26 protein-coding genes are annotated in these 23,623 nt (G+C 33.7%); 23 read left to right on the top strand and 3 right to left on the bottom strand.

Annotation, left to right across the window (positions count from 1 at the left end; all coding sequences use genetic code 11):
- Positions 1–134: 134 nt before the first annotated feature.
- From AC2YJL_RS15850 to AC2YJL_RS15780, 15 genes are all read left to right on the top strand, one after another.
- Positions 135–350: a DUF6366 family protein gene (locus AC2YJL_RS15850; RefSeq protein ID WP_251567759.1), complete on the top strand. Its 216-nt coding sequence runs from the start codon at positions 135–137 to the stop codon at positions 348–350.
- Between the two features lie 392 nt (positions 351–742).
- Positions 743–1,414: an HAD family hydrolase gene (locus AC2YJL_RS15845; protein WP_230932317.1), complete on the top strand. Its 672-nt coding sequence runs from the start codon at positions 743–745 to the stop codon at positions 1,412–1,414.
- A gap of 796 nt (positions 1,415–2,210) precedes the next feature.
- Positions 2,211–4,724, top strand: coding sequence for a PEP/pyruvate-binding domain-containing protein (locus AC2YJL_RS15840; RefSeq protein ID WP_230932318.1), 2,514 nt, complete (start codon positions 2,211–2,213; stop codon positions 4,722–4,724).
- A 101-nt stretch (positions 4,725–4,825) separates the two neighbouring features.
- Positions 4,826–5,401 carry a TetR/AcrR family transcriptional regulator gene (locus AC2YJL_RS15835; protein ID WP_230932319.1) on the top strand — a complete coding sequence of 192 codons (576 nt, stop codon included), beginning with the start codon at positions 4,826–4,828 and terminating at the stop codon, positions 5,399–5,401.
- A gap of 16 nt (positions 5,402–5,417) precedes the next feature.
- The gene (locus AC2YJL_RS15830) at positions 5,418–6,764 is read left to right on the top strand and encodes an MFS transporter (RefSeq protein ID WP_230932320.1); all 1,347 of its coding nucleotides are present in this window, start codon (positions 5,418–5,420) and stop codon (positions 6,762–6,764) included.
- A 296-nt stretch (positions 6,765–7,060) separates the two neighbouring features.
- Positions 7,061–7,912, top strand: coding sequence for a transketolase (locus AC2YJL_RS15825; RefSeq protein WP_051463703.1), 852 nt, complete (start codon positions 7,061–7,063; stop codon positions 7,910–7,912).
- Positions 7,912–8,859 (top strand): transketolase family protein, encoded by a 948-nt coding sequence (locus tag AC2YJL_RS15820; protein WP_071275826.1) that lies wholly within the window; start codon positions 7,912–7,914, stop codon positions 8,857–8,859. Before AC2YJL_RS15825 ends, AC2YJL_RS15820 begins: the two co-directional genes overlap by 1 nt.
- A 49-nt stretch (positions 8,860–8,908) precedes the next feature.
- Positions 8,909–9,667, top strand: a complete 759-nt coding sequence (locus AC2YJL_RS15815; protein WP_195694842.1) for an SDR family NAD(P)-dependent oxidoreductase — start codon at positions 8,909–8,911, stop codon at positions 9,665–9,667.
- A 208-nt stretch (positions 9,668–9,875) separates the two neighbouring features.
- Positions 9,876–10,586: a FadR/GntR family transcriptional regulator gene (locus tag AC2YJL_RS15810; RefSeq protein ID WP_195694841.1), complete on the top strand. Its 711-nt coding sequence runs from the start codon at positions 9,876–9,878 to the stop codon at positions 10,584–10,586.
- A gap of 704 nt (positions 10,587–11,290) precedes the next feature.
- On the top strand, positions 11,291–12,622 hold the full coding sequence (locus tag AC2YJL_RS15805; RefSeq protein WP_171777462.1) for an MFS transporter: 1,332 nt from the start codon (positions 11,291–11,293) through the stop codon (positions 12,620–12,622).
- Positions 12,623–12,722: 100 nt separating this feature from the next.
- The gene (gene pfkA, locus AC2YJL_RS15800; RefSeq protein WP_195694840.1) at positions 12,723–13,679 is read left to right on the top strand and encodes a 6-phosphofructokinase; all 957 of its coding nucleotides are present in this window, start codon (positions 12,723–12,725) and stop codon (positions 13,677–13,679) included.
- Positions 13,680–13,793: 114 nt separating this feature from the next.
- Positions 13,794–13,928: a GapA-binding peptide SR1P gene (locus AC2YJL_RS15795; RefSeq protein ID WP_107917869.1), complete on the top strand. Its 135-nt coding sequence runs from the start codon at positions 13,794–13,796 to the stop codon at positions 13,926–13,928.
- 75 nt (positions 13,929–14,003) lie between these two features.
- Complete coding sequence (gene rpiB, locus AC2YJL_RS15790) at positions 14,004–14,468, top strand: ribose 5-phosphate isomerase B (protein WP_195694839.1); 465 nt, start codon at positions 14,004–14,006, stop codon at positions 14,466–14,468.
- 233 nt (positions 14,469–14,701) lie between these two features.
- Complete coding sequence (locus AC2YJL_RS15785; protein ID WP_230932321.1) at positions 14,702–15,067, top strand: NUDIX hydrolase; 366 nt, start codon at positions 14,702–14,704, stop codon at positions 15,065–15,067.
- Between the two features lie 191 nt (positions 15,068–15,258).
- The gene (locus AC2YJL_RS15780) at positions 15,259–15,855 is read left to right on the top strand and encodes a YdcF family protein (protein WP_230932322.1); all 597 of its coding nucleotides are present in this window, start codon (positions 15,259–15,261) and stop codon (positions 15,853–15,855) included.
- 112 nt (positions 15,856–15,967) lie between these two features.
- Here the strand turns inward: AC2YJL_RS15780 and AC2YJL_RS15775 are convergent, their stop codons facing one another.
- Positions 15,968–16,582 carry a DUF998 domain-containing protein gene (locus AC2YJL_RS15775; protein WP_230932323.1) on the bottom strand — a complete coding sequence of 205 codons (615 nt, stop codon included), beginning with the start codon at positions 16,580–16,582 and terminating at the stop codon, positions 15,968–15,970.
- Positions 16,583–16,867: 285 nt separating this feature from the next.
- Complete coding sequence (locus AC2YJL_RS15770) at positions 16,868–17,281, bottom strand: diguanylate cyclase (protein ID WP_195694836.1); 414 nt, start codon at positions 17,279–17,281, stop codon at positions 16,868–16,870.
- 98 nt (positions 17,282–17,379) lie between these two features.
- Here AC2YJL_RS15770 and AC2YJL_RS15765 point away from each other — a divergent pair, with 98 nt between their 5' ends.
- Positions 17,380–17,883, top strand: a complete 504-nt coding sequence (locus AC2YJL_RS15765) for a DinB family protein (protein WP_195694835.1) — start codon at positions 17,380–17,382, stop codon at positions 17,881–17,883.
- A 98-nt stretch (positions 17,884–17,981) separates the two neighbouring features.
- On the opposite strand, the gene AC2YJL_RS15760 is transcribed toward AC2YJL_RS15765, so the two are convergent.
- Entirely contained in the window at positions 17,982–18,518 is a 537-nt protein-coding gene (locus AC2YJL_RS15760; protein WP_230932324.1) for a GNAT family N-acetyltransferase, read from the bottom strand.
- A 517-nt stretch (positions 18,519–19,035) separates the two neighbouring features.
- Between AC2YJL_RS15760 and AC2YJL_RS15755 the strand changes: the two genes are divergently transcribed.
- From AC2YJL_RS15755 to AC2YJL_RS15725, 7 genes are all read left to right on the top strand, one after another.
- Positions 19,036–19,266 (top strand): DUF3923 family protein, encoded by a 231-nt coding sequence (locus AC2YJL_RS15755; RefSeq protein WP_230932325.1) that lies wholly within the window; start codon positions 19,036–19,038, stop codon positions 19,264–19,266.
- A 344-nt stretch (positions 19,267–19,610) separates the two neighbouring features.
- Positions 19,611–19,964, top strand: coding sequence for a hypothetical protein (locus AC2YJL_RS15750; protein WP_195694832.1), 354 nt, complete (start codon positions 19,611–19,613; stop codon positions 19,962–19,964).
- Positions 19,965–20,217: 253 nt separating this feature from the next.
- On the top strand, positions 20,218–20,565 hold the full coding sequence (locus AC2YJL_RS15745; RefSeq protein WP_230932326.1) for an outer membrane protein assembly factor BamD: 348 nt from the start codon (positions 20,218–20,220) through the stop codon (positions 20,563–20,565).
- Between the two features lie 285 nt (positions 20,566–20,850).
- Entirely contained in the window at positions 20,851–21,426 is a 576-nt protein-coding gene (locus tag AC2YJL_RS15740; protein ID WP_050689062.1) for a hypothetical protein, read from the top strand.
- A 391-nt stretch (positions 21,427–21,817) separates the two neighbouring features.
- On the top strand, positions 21,818–22,741 hold the full coding sequence (locus AC2YJL_RS15735; RefSeq protein ID WP_230932809.1) for a LysR family transcriptional regulator: 924 nt from the start codon (positions 21,818–21,820) through the stop codon (positions 22,739–22,741).
- Between the two features lie 212 nt (positions 22,742–22,953).
- A complete protein-coding gene (locus AC2YJL_RS15730) occupies positions 22,954–23,184 on the top strand; it encodes a hypothetical protein (protein ID WP_195694830.1) in 231 nt (76 codons plus the stop codon).
- A 98-nt stretch (positions 23,185–23,282) separates the two neighbouring features.
- Positions 23,283–23,552 (top strand): hypothetical protein, encoded by a 270-nt coding sequence (locus tag AC2YJL_RS15725; protein WP_195694829.1) that lies wholly within the window; start codon positions 23,283–23,285, stop codon positions 23,550–23,552.
- Positions 23,553–23,623 lie beyond the last annotated feature (71 nt).

Below are 23,623 nucleotides of genomic sequence, written 5' to 3'. Positions count from 1 at the left end.
TTACAAAGCGGTGTTCCATACTTATTAAAAAAAGAAATGTGTACAGTTAGTGTAAGAAAAGGGATCTAACAAAAACCATTAATTTATATTTTAACCATAATATGTTATAATATTTCGAAAATGGTGGTGTGACGATGAGCGAAGATAAAGAAACACCTGAAAGAAGAAGAGAGAGATTAAAACACGAAGAGGGAAAGGGAAACCCCACAGGGAATATGAACGATGCATTTAACAGAAATGAAGCTGGAAACCTACCTGGTTTAGCAGGCAGCTTAGGATGGAAGGGGCTAGGTATACTTATTACTGTACTGATTATAGGCTTTATCGTTGTGTCCCTATTTTTAAAATAATATGAGGTTTATAAATTAAAAGTACTGAAGGAGTCATTTTGAAAAATTATGCAGTCTTTATTGGTAGTTTTATAGTGTTACTGTTTGCTTTTCAAATTGTTTCTGGGCTATTTCTTACACTTACATATGTACCTGAGACTTCACAGCATTTGAATAGCTCAACGGTCAGTATTTTTTCTTTTAGTTACCCATTTTTAAGTGCTACTATAGCAGCGACCGTTGCATTTAGTATTTCAAAAAAAGTATGCAAAGTTAAAAAGAGCACCTATAAATGAGTAGGTGCTTTTTTGTGCTGAGAATATTCATTATGGTTTTTAACAACTGCATATTTTCCTTTTTATGGTATTATATATAAATACATATTTAATACTGTCGAAAGAGGGAGATACATAATGTTGCAATCACTGATTTTTGATATGGACGGAACGCTGTTTCAAACAGATAAGATTTTAGAGTTATCACTTGATGATACCTTTAACCATTTGCGTACAATCAATCAATGGGACGCTAGTACTCCTATAGATAAGTATCGTGAGATTATGGGTGTACCTTTACCAAAAGTATGGGAGGCTTTATTACCTAATCAATCAGATGAAATAAGAAAGTATACGGATGACTATTTTTTAAAAAGCTTAGTGGAGAATATAAGAAAAGGGAAAGGTGCTTTATATCCCAATGTAAAAGAGGTCTTTAGCTATTTAAAAGAAAATAACTGTTCCATTTACATAGCAAGTAACGGTTTAAAAGAATATTTAGAAGCAATTGTAGACCATTACGATTTGAATAATTGGGTGACAGAAACATTTAGTATTCAACAAATCCAAACCCTCGATAAAGGAGAGTTAGTCAAAACAATTATAAAGAAATATGATATCAAACATGCTGCAGTAGTAGGAGATCGCCTATCTGATATCAATGCTGCAAAGGATAATGGTTTAATGGCAGTGGGGTGTAATTTTGATTTTGCTCAAGAAGCTGAGCTTGCACAGGCTGATGTGGTAATAAATGATTTGAAGGAGTTAAAAAGGATGGTATCTAACATAAATAGTAGCTTGTCAATCTAATGGACTGATCTTTGTACGTAACCGTTATAGATGGTTAATGTCTCAATTTTATTAAGAAAATAAATTTTTTTATATGCTATGTAAAAGGATAGGGCTTTAAAGGCCTATCCTTTTAATTTACCTTACATTATTGGAATCCACTTTATTTTGAATCTTCACTGCAGTTTCTGCTTCGTCAATGAACTCATACATATAGAAATCTCAATCTATTGAAGTTGAAACATAACTAATGAGTGGTTCCCCTACAACTCTCCAATGTTTACATAATCTTTTCTTGTCATTAATAAATGGTTTACAATACTGAGCTATGCTTAGGTTAAGATTTCCAAAATAGTTTTATATTAAAAATAACTCTATGAGAAAGGAGATTTTTGATTATGACTTCGCATATGATTCGTAAATCTGATAGCGCTCAGTTATATATTAGAGAATATAAGATAAAATTGACACTCAGCCAGTGGAAGCTTGTAAGCACTCAGAGATAATAGTTAACCCAACTATAAAAAAGGAAATCTCCACCTTAATTTAGGTGGGGTTTTTTGCATTTCTTTTATTAACCTTTTAATTGATTAACTATTTAGACTTTATAATAAAAAAGACTAATAATAGTTAAAAAATGTAATAAAAAAGAGGAATATTATTTAAGTGAAATTAAAATAAAGCACAACTAAATATGTATTTTTTAAATGTTTTACCACTTTTTATTGACCATAAAAATTTAAAAGAATTAAAATAAATATAAAGTAAGTAGTTACTTACATTTTAAAACTAGTTTGTAGGAGGATGAATATCTTTAATGTATAGTTTAAGTTTTCAAAAGGTGGACGAGGCGAACGAAAAAGTTGGAGCAAAAGCTTTAAACCTTATAAAAATGAAAAAAGAAAATTTACCGATTCCAGATGGGTTTGTTATTCAACCAGAAGCTTTAAAGCGATATATTGAATGGAATGGGATTAATCGTCAAACGGATAATATCCACGAGAGAATTTTGCAAGGGGAAATTCCTATTGAAATTGAATCGGATCTTATAAAGGCATTTCGAAATCTAAAAAACTCTTATACATCAGTAGCCGTGCGATCATCATCCAGTGCTGAAGATTTAGAAGGTGCATCGTTTGCTGGCCAGTATGAAACCTATCTTAATGTGAAAAGTATCGAGGATTTTTTGAGTAAAGTGAAAGCGTGCTGGGCCTCATTTTTTACTGAAAGAGTCGAACAATATACTCAAAATATGTATGCTGATTTTGATGAAATTTCAATGGCAGTTGTTGTTCAAGGATTAATTGAGTCCGAAGTATCGGGAGTCATATTTAGTCAAAATCCCGTTACTCATAATACAAAAGAAATGATGATTAATGCCAGCTATGGACTAGGAGAAGCAATCGTATCAGGTTTAGTAACACCTGATGTTTACCTGATTAATAAACAAACCTTTGAGATAGAGAAAGAAAAAGGGCTAAAGGAAGTAAAAATAATTCCACTTGATGAAGGCGTTGAAGAAATCGAAACAACGGAAGATGAGCAGCAAAGGTTTTGTTTAACAGACGAGAAAATCATTGAATTGGCCGAAATAACAAAAGAAGTAGAAGCTCTTTACCAACATCCCGTAGACATAGAGTTTGGTATTCAAGACAATCAAGTATATCTATTACAGGCAAGAGCGATTACCACATTAACAGAAACTAAAGAATTAACTCCTTTCCAAAAAGATATATCTTTAAGTTTCGAGAATATGGAAGAGTTTTGGATTTTAAATGACACAAGTTTTTCTCATGCTGTTAGTCCTTTGTATGCTTCATTTATTATTCCAGCATTTTCGGAAGGCACAGCTGCTAGCTTTAAAAAGTTAAAGTTTATGTTTAATAGACTTAATTTAAAACTTTATAAAGGACATATCTATACAAAAACGGAGCCTTTTAAAGGAGATTCCAATAAAAGATTCCAAGCAAATAAAGAATTGATGGAAAGTATTTATCCAATCCTAACAAAACGAATGAATCGAATGATTAAAGAACAATTCCTGCCTTACTATAACAAGTTAGATAGCTTTACCGAGGAAAATCTCAATCTTCAGAGAGGAAAAGAGATTCTTCAAAGTTTGACTGATTTTTATAAAACGGCATATGACTTGCATTTTGACATTGTTATGCCTCAAATGTCTTTAAATACTAAGGTTGAAGAATACTATAAAAACCTTACAAATAAAAAATCCGGACATGATGTTTATGAGCTATTGACCGGGAAAATGAACAAATCGTTGGAAACGGATCAGCAGCTTTCTAGACTTGCTTTAACAGTTAAAGGTGATGCGGAGCTTGCTAAGATCTTTGAAGAAGAATCCACAGAAACTTTATTAAAGAAACTAGAGGAAAGTAAAGCAGCAAAAAGCTTTATAGCTGAATTAGGTGCTTTCTTAAAACAGTATGGATATCGAAGCGTTGTAAGTCACGATTTTGTAGGAGAAACGTGGTTAGAGAATCCTCTTCACGCATTATCGATTATTCAAGGGTATGTTAATGACGGTTACAACTTTGATGAAAACTTCCAACAAACAGTCAAAAAACGTGAACAGAACTATAATGAATTCCTGGAACAGATAGCGGATAGCAAACACAAAGAAGAGTTTAAAAAATATTATCAGTGGGCGCTAGATGCATCCGTTATAAGAGATGACCATCATTTTTATATCGATGCAATGTTGGACGCAAAAGCTCGTTTATTCCTACTCAAGCTAGGTGATTTACTAGTTAATCATCATGTTTTTCTAGTGAAAGATGATATTTTCTTTTTATATCTTGATGAGCTAGAGTCTCTTTTAGAAAATCCAGTAGACGTGACAGAATTAGTTGAGAAGCGTAAAAAAGAACACGCAGAACATGAGCAAACATCTAATTTGCCTAGATACTTTGGCGTGCCTGAGCCAGCTCACCTGAAAGAAGCTGAAAAATATATGGGTGCTATTGAGGAAAGCAACGCTAACAGCGAACATTCTATTAAAGGGTTAGCCTCTTCTTCAGGAACCTATACCGGAAAAGTAAAGGTCATTTCAAATACGAAGGAATTTTTCAAGCTGGAAAAAGGTGATGTTTTGGTATGTAAGACCACTACTCCACTTTGGACTACTTTATTTCAGACTGCGGGGGCTGTTATTACTGACGCTGGAGGTATTCTTTCTCATTCGGCAATAATTGCACGTGAATATGAAATTCCTGCAGTGGTTGGTACGAAAATAAGTACGGATAAGCTAAAGGATGGTGATATGGTTATGGTGGATGGTACGAATGGAATTGTCACGCTTTTAAATGAATAAATAGTTCTCTTCGCTTCCATTTGACAACAGCTCTTTTTCCTTTATATACTGCCTAATGGAAAGTAAATACTTACATTCAGGAAGCATAAAGGATGATTAACATGAAAAAAGATGACACAAAAAAGAAGATAACAAAAGCTACAATAGAACTGCTTAAAGAAAAAGGCTACAAAGGTACTACCACTAGAGAAATTGCAGAACAAGCTGGCGTTAATGAATTAACTGTTTTTCGCCACTTTGGCAATAAAGAAGGCATTATTCAAGATATTGTCAAAACAACAAGCTTTTCGCTTGAAATTTTTGATAAATCAATTGAATGGGAGCTTGAAAAAGATTTGACGAATTTCGGTTACCTGTTACTAAAAGACTTTGATAATAACCGAGACATGATTTCAATTGCTTTAAAAGATCCTTTAATTTTCTCACAGGCGCACGAAGAAATTTTGAAAAAAATTAATGATACGAAAGAAATACTAAAAGACTACTTTGAAGAAATGCAAAGGAAAGGATATATCAAAGAATTAGATTGCTGTACACAAGCGGAGATTTTCCTAAGTACGTATTGGGGATATTTTATGTATAAACTAAATTTTGGAGACAAAGCCTTACATGCAGATTATCAAGATATGATAAAAAGCAGTATAAAAACGTTTATAAAAGGAATTTCTCTCCACTAAAAGGAGGCAATAATGTTTGGGCAAACATAAAGAGCTTATCTTGATTATTTCATTACTAATTGGGACATTTCTTGTACCAATAAATTCGACAATGATTGCCGTTGCTCTATCGACCATATCAGCTCATTTTAACGAACCACTTGCAAGTATTTCTTGGGTAGTAACTATTTATTTAATTGTAATGGCTGTTACTCAGCCTATCGCTGGAAAACTAGGAGATTTGTACGGAAACAGAAATATCTATTTATGGGGCGTGGTGTTCTTTCTGATAGCTTCTTTAGGCTGTATATTTTCAACTAATCTCATTTCCCTTATTATCTTTCGATCACTGCAGGCAGTAGGAGGAGCTTTACTTACTCCAAACACTATAGCAATCATTAGATATGTGGTACCAAAAGAACGGCTCTCTAAAGTCTTAGGTATATTTGGAATGGGGATGGGTTTGGGTGCTGCAATTGGACCTTTATTAGGGTCTGTCCTGCTTGAGAACTTCAATTTGGAAGCTATATTCTGGGTCAACGTTCCTTTTCTTTTCTTAGCTTTAATCAGCGGAATAGTTATGATTCCTAAATTTAATGTTAAAAAGCAAACAAGTACTTTAGATATTCAAGGTTCCATTTATTTAGCAATTAGCATTTCTTTATTGATCTTGCTGACACACGGTATGGAATTTACCAAGGCTTTAATAATGGGAATAATATTTATTTTATCTACAATCTTGTTTATCAAAAGAGAAAATTCAGCAGAAAACCCGATTATTAATTTTTCTTTATTCAAAAATGCCACCTTTACAAGCGCTAATTTATCTATTATGCTTAGCAACTTTGTTATGTATGTGATTTTATTAATTATGCCTCTGTTAATGAAGGCTCAATTTCATTTATCTACAGCGCAAACAGGGCTTGTTTTGTCAATTTTTTCGATTTCAATGTCTTTAAGCGGCTGGATAGGTGGATTATTAAACAATAAGTTTAGTTCTAAACAAGTGATTGGGTTTTCTTTTGCTATGATTATTGTCTCTAATATTCTTTTTTTATCTTTAGAGAACATTAGATCTATTCTTTTTCTTATAGTGGCTTTAATTGTTGGAGGTTTTTCGACCGGAATAGGTTTAACAAGCATGCAGGTTGCCTCGTTGGACTCCGTAAGCAAAGAACAGTCTGGTACAGCCTCTGGTATTTATTCAACGTTTCGTTATTTCGGAAGTATTATTTCGTCCACGCTTATTGCGCTCGTTACAAGTTATAACTACATCTTCATTATTTTAGGGATATCGGGGATAGTAGGTATACTAGTAGCTAGAAGCATTAAATCTAGTAGCCAAGATGTAATAAGCAGCAATAATTCTAGTGCAAAAGCATAGTTGTTTTTTGATAAAGCTTTTGTTTATATACACAATTTACTAATCAATCAATAAAAAAGTACTGCTTCTAAAATAGGAGCAGTACTTTTTTTGCTTAAAAACCTTAGAGAAAACAACATGCGAATTTACAAAATGACTTGTTTTAAATAAAAAAATTCTAATAATTCAATCTTGTTATTGACGAATTCGCATTTCAGATGTAAACTTAAGTCACAAAGCTACTTAGTATACAAGTTACCTAAGTATACTAAATTATATGTTAATGGATATATCATTTAGAAAACAGCAAGTCATAAATTAATGAGGTGACTAAAATGAAAGAAATTAGTATTGAAGAATTAAAAGAAAAAGCCATTCAATTAAGAAAAACAGCACTTACAATGATTTATGGAGCACAGTCTGGCCATCCAGGAGGTTCACTTTCTGCAGCTGATATTATGGCAGCGCTTTATTTCAAAGAAATGAATGTTGATCCGCACAATCCTAACTGGGAAGATCGCGATAGATTTGTCCTTTCTAAAGGTCATGTTTGTCCCATTCAATATTCTGCTTTAGCTTTACGAGGATTCGTTCCCTATGAAACGATATACACGTTAAGAGAATACGGTTCTCCGTTTCAAGGGCATCCAGATATGAAAAAGTGTAAAGGTATTGATATTTCAACAGGCTCACTAGGACAAGGGCTTTCGTGTGGCGTAGGTATGGCAATCGCAGGGAAACGAGATTTTAAAGACTATAGGGTTTTTTCTTTAGTAGGAGACGGAGAATGTCAAGAAGGACAAATTTGGGAAGCTGCTCAAACAGCAGTTAAGTACCAATTAGATAATTTAATTGTATTTGTAGATAATAACAGACTTCAAATCGATGGATTTTGTGATGAAATTATGCCATTACAAGATTTAGAGAAAAAATTTGATGCGTTTGGTTTTGAAACAAAGCGAATTAATGGACATTCCATGGAAGAGATTGTAGAAACATTGGATGAAGTAAGAGTAGCGAAGAATGGAAGACCAAAATGTATCATCTGTGACACGGTAAAAGGTAAAGGAGTTTCGTTCATGGAGGATGTGGCTGATTGGCACGGGGTTGCTCCAAATGAAGAACAATATCATCAAGCAATGGAAGAAGTAGCAGGAGGGTTAAGATAATGAGCATACTAGAAAAAGATCTTACAGTAAAAAAAGCTACAAGAGAAGCCTTTGGAGATGAAATCGTAAAATTAGGGAAAGAAAATAAAAATATTTATGTCATTGATGTCGATATTGCAAAGTCGTGTAAAACAGTAAACTTTATCAAACAATTACCCGACCAGCATATTAATGTAGGAATTGCAGAGCAAAATGCAGCCGGGTTAGCGGCTGGACTTGCTACGACTGGTAAAATTCCTTTTGTAAGCACTTACGCGGTTTTTGGTTCGTTAAGAATGCTTGAACAAATTAGACAAGAAGTCTGCTATCCTAACTTAAATGTAAAGATTGCTTGTTCACACGGCGGTTTAACGCCAGCTAATGATGGCGGAAGCCATCAAGCTATAGAAGATATGGGTGTATTAAGATCGGTTCCAAATATGACCGTCATTATGGGAGCTGACTATTATTCTACTAGAAAGCTAGTAGAACAAGCTGCTAAAGTGTACGGACCTGTATATCTTCGTTTTACTCGTGATACGGTTCCAATGATTTACGATGAAAATGAAGAGTTTACAATCGGAAAAGCGAAAAAAATTAAAAATGGAAGCGATATCGCTATTATTGCCAACGGTGATACAGTACGACTCGCTTTAGAAGCAACGAAAGAATTAGAGAAACAAGGCATATCTGTGAAATTACTAGACATGCATACGATTAAGCCTTTAGATCGGGAAGCAGTGGTTGACTGCTTAAATATTGGAAAAATCATTACGGTTGAAGATCACAATATTCTAAATGGCCTTGGCAGTGCCGTATGTGAAGTAGTTGCGGAAGAAGGAAAAGGTACAGTTCGAAGAATTGGTGTACAGGATCAATTTGGACAATCTGCACCTTATGAAAAACTATTAGAGTTAAATGGAATTACTGTAGAAAATATTATCAAAACAGCCAAAGAACTGATTTAAGAATAACTATATTAAATAGATAAAGCTAACAAGATAGGGGAAATATAATATGTTTGATTTAAAAGAGAGAGTAGCAATTATTACTGGTAGCGGTTCCAAAAAAGGGATTGGACGTACAATCGCCCTGACACTTGCAGAGCAAGGAGCGGCTGTTGTTATAGCAGATATCAATTTTGATGGCGTACAGGATACCGTAAATGAAATAAAAGAAGCTGGTGGCAAAGCCCTAGGAATAGAGTTAAATGTAACAAGTAAAGATTCTTGCGAGGCGATGGTTAGAAAAACACTTGAAGAATTCGGCAGAATTGATATTTTAATTAATAATGCAGGTATTTCTCAAAAGGTTACCGTTCAAGATATGACGCTTGAAGACATTACAAAAGTGTTTAACGTCAATATGTTTGGGTTATTTCTATGTACGCAAGCAGTATTAGAAACAATGAAAGGTCAAAAGTATGGTCGAATTATAAGCTTGTCTTCTGTTTCGGCTAAAAGAGGTGGAGGAGTGTTTGGGGGACCTCACTATTCGGCATCTAAGGCAGCAGTACTAGGTTTTTCAAAGAACTTAGCGCGCGAGGTAGCCTTAGATGGCATTACGGTTAACTGTGTAGCTCCTGGACTCGTTAATACAGAAATTTGGAAGTCACTTCCTGAAGAAGATGCAAAGTCTGTGATTGATAGTATTCCTATGGGTAGACCAGGTGAAGTGAAAGAAATCGCGGCTACAATTGCCTTTTTAGCTTCAGAAGAAGCTTCCTATATTACAGGAGAAGAAATTGATATAAACGGTGGCTCACATATGGATTAATATTCAGGTTCGTTATACAGGCATGCCATGATGGTATGCCTGTATAGCTGTTTATTGATAAAATCATTAGTAAAATGAGAAACTGACTACATAAATAAGGATTTTTTTGCTAGAAGATGCTGGGCTTGTTGCCCCTAAAAATAGAACAGTATATAATAATTATGTCTACTTAATTATGAATAAAATGAGTTAATAATTATAGAGAGAAGTGATTTCCATTAGTTTTAATCCAGTTTCCAATAATAAATTATATATTCAAATTTATAATCAAATTCTTTCTGAAATTCAATCTGGCGCGTTCCAAGTAGGAGATAAACTCCCTGCTGAAAGGGAGCTGTGTGAACAATTTGGTGTAAGCCGCGTGCCTGTTAGACAAGCCCTTAGCGCCCTAGAATTGAACGGTTTTATCTATTCTCGTCAAGGAGAAGGTGTATATGTTAAAGAGTTTCAAAAAGAAGCTGAAAATTCTCAATCAACACTTTTAACGGACTCTACCTCCCCTGAAGACATTGTAGAAGCAAGAATGAACATAGAGCCTCTTATTGTACGTTTTGCAGCTTTGAGAGCTACAGAAGAAGATATTAAGGACCTGCGTGCAACAATTGATAAGATGGAGGAAGAAACGAACGCAGGCGTGTATGTGCCAGAAACAGATGAAGCCCTACATAATGGTATAGCAAAGGCTTCTCATAATGATTTATTTATTAGTATTATGGCAGCTATTAGCAATGCGATGAAACAGCAGGAAATGTGGAAGTTTATAAGAGATCGAACCGTCACTAGACCTGACTACCGGGAAGTTAATTTTAATGAGCATAAATTACTTATTAATGCAATTGAACAGCATAACGAAGAAGAAGCTGTGAGAATTATGAGTTTTCACATGCAAAATTTATATGATCGTTATTGGAAAGCTTAATTCCAACTAATTTTTTATTAGAATAATACCAAATATAGAGGTAAAAGGCAGCTAAAGTGTAGCTGTCTTTTTGCTGTTGAAAAGACAGCATAAAATGAGTAAGATTCAGTGTTTTCTTTCCAAGCAAACTGTATATTCCTTTTGTTTTTAAGAAAATTAAGAAAATATTTAATCTAATAATTATATTGACAATTAATAGGTATGTAAGTACACTGTTTATATAAGGTAACTTAGTATACAAGTAGCTAAATCTATAAAACGGAGGTAATGTAAATCTTAAAATTCATTATTCTTTACAGCTCGATATTTTTTTAGAGAGATTAAGAGAAGGGTTTGGAAATGTAAGCGTTTTTTTACCGCTAATGTGGAGTACAAATGTTTTGGATTATTAGGATAGAAAGTAGAAAGTAGATTTATAGTGTTTTCATATCGCTAGTAAGGTTTTGGTGTATGATATTTTCTAATAGTTCTTACTTTTTTAAATGATAAATAATACAGGGGGATACTTCGCTTTTTCATTTTTTATATTTCCATATGAAAGGGATTACAGAAGTAGGGACTAGATTTACTCAGACTTAGAAATAGATCAATCATCTTTTATGTAAACTTTTAATTCTTTCTGTCAATTAGCCTAGAGCAAACACTCAGGTCAAAGACCGAAGAGTATGAAGAATAGAAGGATGGTAACCCAGGGAGGAATTATTTTGGATCCAATTAACTTAGAACGTTCAACTACTAAAAAAGTAACGTTAAGGCTCATTCCATTTCTATTTTTATGTTTTACCATATCGATACTTGATCGAGTAAATATTGGGTTTGCTGCATTACAAATGAATGAAGATTTAGGTTTTTCTAATGCTGTTTTTGGATTAGGGGCAGGGATTTTCTTCCTTGGCTATTTCCTTTTAGAAGTACCTGGAAGTGCTATGATGACGAAAGTCGGAGCTAGAAGATGGATTAGTAGAATCATGATTACATGGGCAGTAATTGCTATTTTAATGGCTTTTATCCAAACACCATGGCAGTTTTATACAGCAAGATTTCTTTTAGGAATTGCTGAAGCTAGCTTTTATCCTTGTATGGTCTTTTATCTAAGTGGTTTTTATCAAACAAAACATCACGCAAAAGCAATTGCTGGATTTATGATTGCAATCCCTGGTGCTAATGCAATAGGATCTCCTCTTTCTACTTATTTATTAGGTATTGACTGGTTAAACATGGCTGGATGGCAATGGCTTTTCATTTTGGAAGCGATTCCAGCTTTAATCTTAGGTGTGATATGTTTCTTCTATCTTGACGATAAGCTGGAGGATGTAAAATGGCTGACTAACGAGGAGAAGAAATGGTTAATCGACGTTACAACAAAAGAGAAGTTAGAAAAGCAGGAAGCCAAACACTATACATTCGCTCAGGCCTTAAAAGACCGTGACGTATTAACCTTATCTTTAGGATACTTTTTCTGGATGGTTGGCTACTACGGCATCGTCATGTTTTTACCGACAATTTCAGAAGGTTTATCTAAAACGACTTCTCTTAGCACGCATGCTATGGGGTGGATTTTAGGATTAATGTATGTTTGTGCAATGGTAACCATGATGTTGGTTAGTAACCACTCTGACAAGAAAAATGAAAGACGCTTTCACGTCGTTGCTTGCTTAGTAACAAGTGGCGTGGCATTGATTATCAGTAGCTACGTTGCAAATATGAACATTGTTTTATCATTTGTATTCTTAACGATCAGTCTTTGTGGAGCGTTCGGAGCATATTCTCCGTTTTGGGCAATTCCACCGTCTTTCTTAACGGAAGCTGCTGCTGCAGGTGCCATTGCCCTTATTAATAGTATTGGGAATCTAGGCGGTTTCTTCGGACCGTACATCGTGGGATATATTAAAGATCTAACAGGATCTTTTAATGCTAGTATGACATTTCTAGGTATTAGCATGTTCGTAGCGTCCTTTATCGTAGCTTTTTTATTAAAACAATCAGGAAGAGCTATTAAAAAAAACACAGTCGATCGATTAGAAAAAACTAGTTGATTCTTGTTTGAAAGAAAAATTGTGCTACTGAGAGTGACCGACAAAAAGGTCTTTAATATGTGTCGGTCACCTTTCTAAATTAATGAGAAGGTGTTTAGCAATGATAAAGCTAGGAGTTTTAACAAGTGGCGGAGACGCTCCAGGAATGAATGCTGCTATTAGAGCAGTAGTAAAAACAGCTAACTATCATAACATAGAGGTAATGGGAATCGAGGGTGGTTACCAAGGTTTAATAGAAGGTAAACTTCATAGATTAACCTCTACGGATGTAGATTACATTGCGGATAAAGGAGGGACATTTTTAAAAACCTCCCGCTGCGCAGAATTTATGAAAGAGTCGGGCAGAATGAAAGCTTTAAGTATATTAAAAGATTATGGAATTAATCATTTAGTAGTAATCGGTGGTGAAGGATCTTTTAAAGGCGCTCAAAAATTACATGAATTAGGTGTAAATGTCATTGCTATTCCCGCAACGATTGATAATGATTTATCTTATACAGATTATTCAATTGGATTTGATACTACATTAAATACGATATTAGAATGCCTCGGTAAAATTAAGGATACAGATTTATCTCATGAAAAGACTACCATTGTAGAAGTTATGGGAAGATATTGCGGAGATTTAGCCCTGTACTCTGCTTTAGCAGGCGCCGGGGAAATCATCTCCACACCTGAGAAAAAATTAAGTTTTGAAGAGATATGTTCCAAACTGAACGAGAAAATGAAAAGCGGCAAAAAAGATAACCTAATCCTGATTACTGAAAAAATGTACGATATTCAAGACCTGCAAAAATATGTCGAGGATCGATTAGATATTAGCGTCAGGACAAGTATACTGGGTTTTATTCAAAGAGGAGGACAGCCGTCCGCATTTGATCGCATATTAGCAAGTAAAATGGGGATCACAGCAGCAGAATTATTACTCAAAGGGTATTCTGGTAGAGCTGTAGGAATCAAAGAAAATGACTTAATTAATGTAGATATTGAAAAAGTTCATTCAAAGCTATCTAGTAATGATGATAAATACAGCTTACTGGCTACCATTCTGGCTTAAGAATATCTTTTCTAACATACAATGATTTATCAAAGTAGAGATAAAACGAGTTTGTCTCTAAAGAAATGTATTTGAATACAAACGAATTTTTCTAATAAAAAGGAGGAAATAGAAATGAATAAGCAGGTTAATGTAAAACAGGGAACTATCGTTTGTCAAGTATGTGGGAAAGTTATTGAGAATGTAGACAACTCTGAAGGGGTTAAAACGTGGTACGGGAAGTGTTCTGAAGATTGTTCTAGGAAATAACGTATTGGTAAAAAGAGACTCCAAAAATCATTAGAATTTTAATTAAGACTATAGCTGAACAAGGAGAGTAATCTTATGAAAGTCATAATTGCTTCAGATCATGGTGGGATAAACATTCGTAGAGAGATTATAAATCTATTAGATGAAATGTCCATAATATATGAAGATCTAGGCTGTGAATGCAGCAGTTCAGTCGATTATCCGGACTATGCGATTCCAGTTGCCCAACGAGTAGCAAATGGAGAAGCGGATTTTGGAATTTTAATCTGCGGTACGGGAATTGGCATGAGTATTGCCGCGAACAAAGTAAAAGGAATTCGTTGCGCACTTGTTCATGATGTTTTTTCAGCTAAAATGACGCGTGAACACAACGATACGAACATTTTAGCCATGGGGGAACGAGTAATTGGGCCAGGTTTAGCCCGCGAAATTGTGAAGACTTGGTTAACAACACAATTTGTTGGGGGCCGTCATGAAAATCGCATTGATAAAATTACAGAATACGAAAATGTATCAGAACCTTCTCTTGAAAGAAAATAAAACCAGAAAAGGCAAGAATCAATTTGGTTCTTGCCTTTTCCTATTATTTTACTTACTGATATGATGATTATAGGTCCTATCAGAATAGCAAAACTACCCATTCCAATTCCCATACCAGTTAACCTTCCGTAAGAGCAGCTTATTATGACAAGACTGAGACTAATTATTTTTGCAATTAAAATAGATTTATAGATGTAATAAAATATGCGTAATAATAATAGGAGGAAGCGAATGTGCAGGATAAAACGATTATAACAAAAGTTTTGGCTTACATAACTAGAGTTAATAATCATCATACAGAGTTATTAGTTTACAAGCACAGAGATTATCCAGAAGCAGGAGTTCAAGTTCCAGCAGGTACTGTAGAAGAAGGCGAAACAATTGAAGAAGCATTGTATAGAGAGGTTAAAGAAGAGTCGGGGTTAATGAAGTTTTCATCCGTGAACAAATTAAGAACATATGTTTATCATCATGAAAGTAAAAGCCAGTATCATGAACGACATGTTTTTCATTTAGAAGTTAAAGAAGAAACCTCAGAACTGTGGGAACATAAGGTTAATTCTGAAGGGGAAGATGCAGGATTAATTTTTTCGTATTAGTGGGTTCCTATTGGAGCCGTTCCTAAACTAGCTGCAAACCAAGATGATTCCATTAACCAGTTATTTTTATAGATCCAAATTTATGAATAAGAGAAATATACAGTTAATCAAAAAGAATATTACCTTTTTATTTTTATGAATATTGAGCTTTATGATACGATATGAAGTGAACTTTTTAGATGAGGGTCTATATGCAAAAAATTAAAGGTAGAAGAGTAAAGATCAGCATATTCATGCTGGGATTAGGGATGATTTTTTTTCTGTTTGCCGGGAAAGAGCTTGTCGTAAACGAAAAGCCTGTAAAATCTGACGTGATTATTGTGTTAAGCGGTGATGATGATCGACTGGAGAAAGGAATTGAATTATATAAAAAAGGATATGCTTCTCATTTAATTCTTTCGAACGGTCAAGAGAATAATTTTTATCATCAAGCCAAAGACTCTGGGATACCTGAGGATTCAATTATATTAGAAAATCACGCTACAAGCACTACGGAAAATGCTAAATTTACAAAAGAGTTAATGATGAACGATCATTTTCAATCCGCTATCGTTGTTTCTTCAAACTACCATATGAAAAGGGTAGAAAAAAACTTTAATAAAGAATTTAAGGATACCCAAATACAATTAACCTATTGTTCTAGTGGAAGTCGCTATTATAATCCACAGAGATGGTGGGAAACTGCTTTAAATAGAAAAGTTACCTACACAGAATACGTCAAGCTTATTGGTAATTATTTTGGTTTTAGCGGAAAGAAATCTAAAGAATTATTAAGAGAATTTATCTAACAAAATCGTATAAAAAGTCCATAGGGGATGCCTCTATGGGCTTTTTGCTGTTTAAAATTACGAGTAGTTTAACGTAATCTTGTAAGCTCATATGAAACGGAATGATAATAGATTACTTGTTTAACATAAAGGAAAGCACGGTGCCCCATATAAAGATTACTAAATAGAATAATCTTTGCAACAGGCCGGTAGGCATAGGAACAAAAAATACAAGCATAATGAGTATAAGGATGACTAGTAAGGAGACTAAGCAGCCATAAGTCCAATACTTGCCCCTGGTTAAAGAGGATGCATATATCCAAAGACCAGCTAAAACAGTGATCATGCCAAGTTGAGCGAATATTGAATGCCAAAATAAATTTATATCAGCCGGTATAAAGCCTGAAACAATGTTACCTAAAGCTAATATAAGAATAAAAGCTGTTGCTAGCTGGGTTATTTTTGTTTTCTTTAGTGTTTGTGAAATGTACAGAACACCAATCGAAAGTGTTAATCCGTTTATAATAAACAATACGTTCATCCAGAAATGGTGAGGAGAGCAAATGTCATGAGGTGCAATTGAATAGGTGTAGGTTCCACAAGAAGTTACGCCAAGATCACTCATTGCGTGATTTAAAAAACTGTAGGGAGCAGTTGAAGTCGAAATAAAGAAAGGTTCAACTAAAAAATACAAGCAAGTAGCAAACCAGCTTAAAATGCCAACCTTTTTTGATATATACAGAATCATCACCTCTTAAAAAGCGTTATATAGGAATCGTACATCCAAATAATGTTAAAAAGAATGACCTTGAAGCCTATTTTTATGTAGGGCTTGAGGTTGATTTGGGGAAGGAGGAGAAAGTGTTTAACTTGGAGGTATTTAGGAAAGGACCTCTTTATTAATACTTTGTAGCAGTAGAGAGGTCCAAAAGCAGTTCAATTAGAAATAAATAACGGCTGATTATACGGTCTAACTTGCGTGGAGTTTAATGTATCCAAAACGAGGTGACATTCAAGACGTTTTCTCTAGGATTTAATAATCTGCCTTTTTGTGAATATCTACATCATATTCATGTGCGAATGTTTCTAACTCTTTAAAAACATTTGATGGATTAAATAATGTTATTCGCATATTCCACCCGTTTTCTACTTCTACTACTGCCAATTTTGTTTTCCAACTTAACCGTTTAAACACAATTCGTTTAATGTCCATTGGTTTAACTGTTTTTGTATATACTTTAAACCATGCTATATATGTTCTATAGGTTAAAGTATCTCTGTCTATCTGAAATTCATATCGTAGAAAAAGGGAAAGAAACAAACAAAGGATAGCCAAAAGGTGTAAAAAGGCAAGTTCTTTATGTTGAACTGCTTGAATGAGTAATAAAGTGTTTAAAAGTAATAAAGAAAAAACAACAGTTTTTTGAGCGGTAGCTTTAAATAACATAAAGTCTCCTTCCTATAGTAAATAAGCCAACTTATTTTTCTTCTATGATATTATTTAGTTATTGATTTAGATTAGATTTATATTAGGAGGTCTTTTATATGTATAATACCATTTCAGATTTTATCAAAGAATGGAACAACGAAGCCATGCTAACTCAAAAAGTTTTAGATAGCTTGACGGATGATTCGTTGAAACAACAAGTGTATCCTGAAGGGCGTACGTTAGGGAGAATTGCTTGGCATTTTACAACAAATATTCCAGATTACCTAACTGAGTTTGGATTAAGCATAGACAGAATTGAAAGTACAGCAAGCGTTCCATCTTCAGCACAGGAAATCGCTATAACCTTTAAAAATGTAAGTTCTCATGCTGCTAAAATTATCGAACAGCAATGGACAGATGAATTTTTAGAACATACGCAAGAAGCGTTCGGAAGAACCCAATCAAATGCCACAATCTTAATGGGACTAATCAAGCATATTGTTCATCACCGAGGTCAGATTACCATTCTTATGCGTCAAGCAGGCCTAAAACCTGCTGGAGTTTATGGACCTCCAAAAGAAGATTGGGTTCATTTAGGTGTGGAAAACCCACCGCTTTAATAATATCAGGTAAATAAAAAAAGCGGCTGCCTATAGAAAATACTATAAAATTATTTTCCAGGCAGCCTTTACGTAAAATCTAATTAATCAGTTAGTGCTTACTCTGAAAAAGCTTTTGAGTAATGTACAACACCTTGCACATTTTTTAGCGATCCTTCTGTTAACTCTATGGCCATAAAAAATTCTTCAGGGACGTCAAATGGAGCATATATATTCCATGAGCTAGCTGGTTTAAATCCAAACTTAGGATAGTAATCTTTGTGCCCTAAAACAATTACTGAATGATAACCAAGCTCTTTTGCGCGTTTTAACGCAGCATGTATTAGTTGGCTCCCAGCTCCTTGTTTTTGATACTGAGGCGCAACTGAAACTGGAGCAAGTGCTAAAGAAACGGTAGCGTTATCACCATTTATAATTGTTATTTTAGATAGAAGAATATGGCCTATAATATCTGCTGCATTCTGATTTAATGCGACTAGTGAAAGTTCAGGAATAAATTCATCTGACTTCCTAATTCGTTTCACAAGTAAATGTTCTTTCTTATCGCTGTATTCTTCATTTGAAAAGGCGCTTTTCACAACTTTTTCAGTTTTATTATATTCTTCAGTGAGTTCTTGTTTAATTAAGATATCCATTTAGAGTCTCCTATCAACTTGCTAAATTACCGCTTTTTATACTCCATAAATGGGGCTTCCTTTATGCACACATTTATTAAGGAAGCTTACTCACCCAGCTCTAAGTATAAGTTTAACAAACAAAAACCTCCAAAATTAGTATGTATATATTTTACAGTGTTGTATTTTGTGAGTCCACCTTTAATACATAATATTTGTTTAATTATTATGGTAAAATGTACTACATATGTTAAATTTAAGTATGTAAAGAAGGTGTAATGTCTGGTGTTGAAATTATTATTTATAAGTCTAGTAAGCTGTTTAATCATTTATATTGGGAAACGTGTATGAAAAAAAGGTAGTACTAATTTTATCGCTGGATATGGAAAGATATTTACACCTAAGGATGAAAAGCAGCTCGCTAAAGGAATTGGGCTTATTATTATGTTGTTTGGCTTTGAAACTATAATATTTCCAATTGCTCTTATCTGGGAATTAAAAAAGAAAGATCCTGCTTAAAAATGGAAGGAGTGATGATGTGAAAAGCCGATGGATTTCTTGGTGGATAGCTAATATGATGTGGATCATCCTTTTCGTTGCAGGGACAGTTATTGTCTGGACAAGAGAAGTTGATGGAGCGGGTGTTACTCAAACACCCCAGCTAAAATTGTTGGCATTTATTGTTTTATTGATTGCATTTATTTTCCCATTGATTATTCAAGTTATATGGCTAATTTTCAATTTTAAAGCTAACAAGCATGTACTGTAGAAAATAGAAATGATGTTATGGAATAGAGGGAGAGATATGTATGTACAGCAAAAAGTGCTCTAAATGTGATTCAGCTCTAACCAAAGCCCGTATTCAATCATCACCTGGAACTGTGGGTGTAAATAGAACACCAACCAGCGTATTGAATAACAATCACAATTACAGTGAGTTAATACCTTACGTTTGTTCAAGCTGCGGTTATTTGGATTTTTATGTGGAGGAGCCTGGAAAGTTTGTTTAATAGGACTTTTAGGATTGTTCATTATAATACGTCACTGAACTTTGTATATCGCCTAATGTCAATTTTAATTAAAGGATAAGGAAAATGATTTGCGGAGGCTATTATGAAGAGAACACTTAGTTTTCTGTCAGTAGTTTATTTAACCGTTCTAACTGCATGTAATCAAGAAAGTACAGGAACGAATACAGAAAGTTCTTCTGCTATCATTGTTGTAGTTGAAAACAAGGAATATAACGGAACAGAAGATAAATTAGACCAAACACAAGAAATAGGAGACCAAATAGGAACCATAGAAAAGAAAACTAAAGCAACTACGATGCCCGAAGGTAATAATCAATCAAACTATTTTATAGTTGGTTCAGAAATCTATTCAGTAAAAGGAACAGAGGATTATATTATAGTTAAAGATAAAGATCATAAAAGTCAGTTAATGAAAAAGGTAGCCCAAAAAAGGTGAGTATTATTTAAGTTGACTACTAGAAATATTTTAGAGCCTTTAGTAAAACACAAAATGGTGATTTTATTTATGCTATTAAAGGTGATCCTAAGCATAAACAAGTGCTGCTAATTGAAAACACGGAGATGCCTGCGTGGTTTTTGTATTCTCGTCAATAAAGGTGCTAAAGTGTCTATAAAATCCATTATGGTAAATAAAGATGTTGCATCATTTTTCTTTTGAAATATATTTCGAATAAAGAAGGGGCTGTGTTATGAAAAAGTGGTTATACTTACCTTTTATTCTATCTTTGGCTATTCTAAGTGCAGCATGTTCAAGTTTAACTTGGGAGAAACAATATGCGGATTCTCCACCTAAGGAGTTATTGTCAGATGGAGAAGAATATTCTATTTTGGCAGTAGGAGAAGACATCGATCATCCAGAGGAAATAATGGGTTTAAAACAAGTTCGATATTTTTCTTCGTTGGAAGAAGTAAAGAATCAATATCCAGACTTAAAGGTAGAGAGCAGCCCTTTTTTTATTATTTTTAATGATAAAGAAGTGGTTTTAAGAACTTCAGAATTAAACAAAGCGATACGTTTTGTAGAAGAAAATTACTAGATACAAAAACAAATAAATTTTGTATCATCTTTTCCTCCTACAAAAAATGTATAATAAGCTCCATTACGTTCATCTTCAACATTCATTTCCAAATTAACTTCCTTCTCCAAATCTAATTTTTTAACTAAACGCTTAAAAACTAATAAAAGACACCAAGAAAGCATAAAGCGCCTTGGTGTTTTTACGTTTAATAATAGCTCATATGACAATTGCGAAATACAAAATATAGAAAATATGATAACATATGTTTATTGTTGTGGGATAAAAAATGTTTAGAGGAGAAATATGAAAAAGTTCTATCTTGGTTTGTTTGTTATTTGTTTGATGTTTATCATTTCCGCTTGTTCAAAAACGGAATATGTAAACAATGTTGAGTACTTAAAATTACAGCAAGCAGAGGTAACGTTAACAGATGATAAAAAAATCGTTGGGGAAATGATAGTACCTGATAAAGAGAATAAAAGTAAACGTATCGTTCCAACGGAGTTACGCTATACATTTACGATGGAAAATACGTCTAATAATATTATGGCTCTCTCTGATTTTGCTAAAACAAACATTCGCATAGAACCAGATAAGGAGTTAGTATCAGCTGTAAAGGAATCAATTGGTTCAAATATTTATAATATGGATAACAATAAGTTAGGTATTGGTATGAGTATAGGAGAAATTCCATCTAAAGGAACAAGTAAATTTACTCTTAGTTATACCTTAGGAGCAAAGGAAAAAAATAATGAATTACCTCTTTTGCCAACTGAAGAAAAACTAAAAAAGCTACAAGCTAATGCGTTAAAGGGTACACTCATTATCTCCCAAGATGACAAGGATATTGCAAAGTTTAGGTTAGATTCAAGCCAATAAACATAATTATAAGTTTAAATAGGTTAATAGCTCGCTAACTCTGTATATCGTCAGCGTTAGCGAGCTATTGTTTTTATATTTATACGCTTGTATGTGGATTTACTTATCCCAAAAATAAAATCGATTAGCCTTACTTATTTGGTTACGATAAGCGCTCGAATAATTTCATTCCAATAGTATTTGAAGTTTTTGTCACTTGTATTTTTTTGCATTAGAACGATTGATTCCTTTGTATTCTCTTTTTTTATAGACATTATGATTTCCCCTTATCTCTTTATATTTAGTATGTTGTGGTTTGATTTACCATATTTTATAATGAAATTAGCAATCGTTACAGATGAACATTACGATTGAATCAATCGAAATATCCGATTATAAAGAGGTGAGGAAAATCGAAATAAAACAACTGATTACATTTAAAACAGCTGCAGAAAATTTAAATTTTACATATACAGCTAAAATTTTGAACTTTGCTCAATCAAGCGTTACCGCTCAAATAAAAGCTCTTGAAAATGAACTTGAAACGCCTTTATTTGAACGTCTCGGAAAGCGCTTAATTTTAACAGAGGCAGGTCGAGAATTTAAAAGATACGCTGATAAAATGATTCAATTGACTAAGGAAGCAAAAAACGCTGTAAGTGGAGTGGAGGAGCCCGCGGGTACGCTTATCATTGGATCTTCTGAAAGCCAGTGCACATATAGATTGCCTTCAATATTAAAAGAGTTCAAGGATCAATTTCCAAAGGTTAAAATGATCTTTAAGCCCATTTACTCTCAAGCACAAACAAGAGCGCAGCTACTAGACGGTACTCTTGATATCGCCTTTACAATGGAGCCTATCCAGCATCATGATGCAAATCTACATACACAATGTCTTGTTGCAGAAGACTTAAAAATTATAGCTTCTCCTCAGCATCCTTTAGCTGATAAAACGGATATCTACTTAGAAGAGCTTGAAAATGAGACTCTTTTGTATACTGAGTCGGGGTGTTCATACCGAGTAGTATTGGAAAACTTGTTTCGCGAGGCGGGTATTTGTACATCAACTAAATTTGAATTTGCAAGCGTGGAAGCTATTAAGCAGTGTGTAATGTTAGATTTAGGTATTGCCATATTGCCCGAAGTAGTAGTAAAAGCTGAGGTTGAGAAAGGTATATTAAAAGAATTAGTGTGTACTAAAGTTGATACACCTCTTTACACACAAATGTTTTGGCATAAAGATAAATTCATGTCTCTTCCTTTGCAATCTTTTATTCAATTAGCTTGTAATACCTTTGGGTTAAATTATAAGGGGATTGAAAGTAAGAATCTCTAAGCACATCATATTGACCAAAGATTTATGAAGGGTACATAAAATAAGCTCATATAATTTGAAAGATTGTTTAAGCAAATAGAAAGTTTAAAAACTATTAAACTTTTATAGAAAGGGAGACTATATACGTTAGTCTCTCTTTTAATTTGTGTTAATATATAGATTATATGTAATAAAATTCATAAAATAGGCATCCTTGAAAGGAGAAGAGTTTCTTGTTGAAATTTATAGAAAAAGGTTTTTTCTATGGCCTTATTTTAGGAGGATCATTAGGTTTCTTTGTGATTCCATATAAAGAAGTTGAATCAGTCGGTGATGGTGTAACAGAAACCACCTATTTAAACCTTATTGATTTTATTATTCATCTAATTCGTTTTAGTGTAGTTATGGCTATACTGGGAGCGGTAATAGGTTTCTTTCTTTATAGAAAAAAGAGTTTGGAGTGATTCACCCAAGCTTTTTCCAACTGGTGATTAAGCACATTATGGTAGCTGATAATTAAATGGTGCCATATGAACATAGATCTAGTTCGTGGAGGACCAAATTGAAAAAACGTTTTAGTCAATATTCACTGTGGTTATGTTTGCTTGGAATGGTTGTTGGCGTTGGACAATATTTTACACACATACATAGCCCTAACATTTTGTATGTATATGTCATTGTTTACTTGATAGGATTCTCATGTGGAATAATAGCTTTTGGAAAACAAGAAAAAGGGCTGATGAAATATTTTAGTTTAATCTCTTTTGCAGTAATCCCAATATTTATTATGGCGAGCTTTTTATTTTTGGCAATGAATTTTGGTGAAAAATAAAAGAAGGTAGTTATAATAAATATTTTCATGTTAAAATTTGTATGTGAGATGTAAAAACACAATTCGGTTGG

The sequence above is a fragment of the Priestia sp. SRI_019 genome (assembly GCF_057586255.1).
This window is presented reverse-complemented; position numbering and strand designations above follow the sequence as displayed.

What these genes read in the sequence shown, in the direction of transcription:
- AC2YJL_RS15770 (WP_195694836.1), bottom strand. Translation starts at nt 17,281, where the DNA reads ATGTTATTTAAAGCTACCGCTCAAAAAACTGTTGTTTTTTCTTTATTA.
- AC2YJL_RS15760 (WP_230932324.1), bottom strand. Translation starts at nt 18,518, where the DNA reads ATGGATATCTTAATTAAACAAGAACTCACTGAAGAATATAATAAAACT.
- AC2YJL_RS15820 (WP_071275826.1), top strand. Translation starts at nt 7,912, where the DNA reads ATGAGCATACTAGAAAAAGATCTTACAGTAAAAAAAGCTACAAGAGAA.
- AC2YJL_RS15840 (WP_230932318.1), top strand. Translation starts at nt 2,211, where the DNA reads ATGTATAGTTTAAGTTTTCAAAAGGTGGACGAGGCGAACGAAAAAGTT.
- AC2YJL_RS15815 (WP_195694842.1), top strand. Translation starts at nt 8,909, where the DNA reads ATGTTTGATTTAAAAGAGAGAGTAGCAATTATTACTGGTAGCGGTTCC.
- AC2YJL_RS15765 (WP_195694835.1), top strand. Translation starts at nt 17,380, where the DNA reads ATGTATAATACCATTTCAGATTTTATCAAAGAATGGAACAACGAAGCC.
- AC2YJL_RS15740 (WP_050689062.1), top strand. Translation starts at nt 20,851, where the DNA reads ATGAAAAAGTTCTATCTTGGTTTGTTTGTTATTTGTTTGATGTTTATC.
- AC2YJL_RS15850 (WP_251567759.1), top strand. Translation starts at nt 135, where the DNA reads ATGAGCGAAGATAAAGAAACACCTGAAAGAAGAAGAGAGAGATTAAAA.
- AC2YJL_RS15845 (WP_230932317.1), top strand. Translation starts at nt 743, where the DNA reads ATGTTGCAATCACTGATTTTTGATATGGACGGAACGCTGTTTCAAACA.
- AC2YJL_RS15835 (WP_230932319.1), top strand. Translation starts at nt 4,826, where the DNA reads ATGAAAAAAGATGACACAAAAAAGAAGATAACAAAAGCTACAATAGAA.
- AC2YJL_RS15745 (WP_230932326.1), top strand. Translation starts at nt 20,218, where the DNA reads ATGAAAAAGTGGTTATACTTACCTTTTATTCTATCTTTGGCTATTCTA.
- pfkA (WP_195694840.1), top strand. Translation starts at nt 12,723, where the DNA reads ATGATAAAGCTAGGAGTTTTAACAAGTGGCGGAGACGCTCCAGGAATG.
- AC2YJL_RS15780 (WP_230932322.1), top strand. Translation starts at nt 15,259, where the DNA reads ATGCAAAAAATTAAAGGTAGAAGAGTAAAGATCAGCATATTCATGCTG.
- AC2YJL_RS15775 (WP_230932323.1), bottom strand. Translation starts at nt 16,582, where the DNA reads ATGATTCTGTATATATCAAAAAAGGTTGGCATTTTAAGCTGGTTTGCT.
- rpiB (WP_195694839.1), top strand. Translation starts at nt 14,004, where the DNA reads ATGAAAGTCATAATTGCTTCAGATCATGGTGGGATAAACATTCGTAGA.
- AC2YJL_RS15750 (WP_195694832.1), top strand. Translation starts at nt 19,611, where the DNA reads ATGAAGAGAACACTTAGTTTTCTGTCAGTAGTTTATTTAACCGTTCTA.
- AC2YJL_RS15795 (WP_107917869.1), top strand. Translation starts at nt 13,794, where the DNA reads ATGAATAAGCAGGTTAATGTAAAACAGGGAACTATCGTTTGTCAAGTA.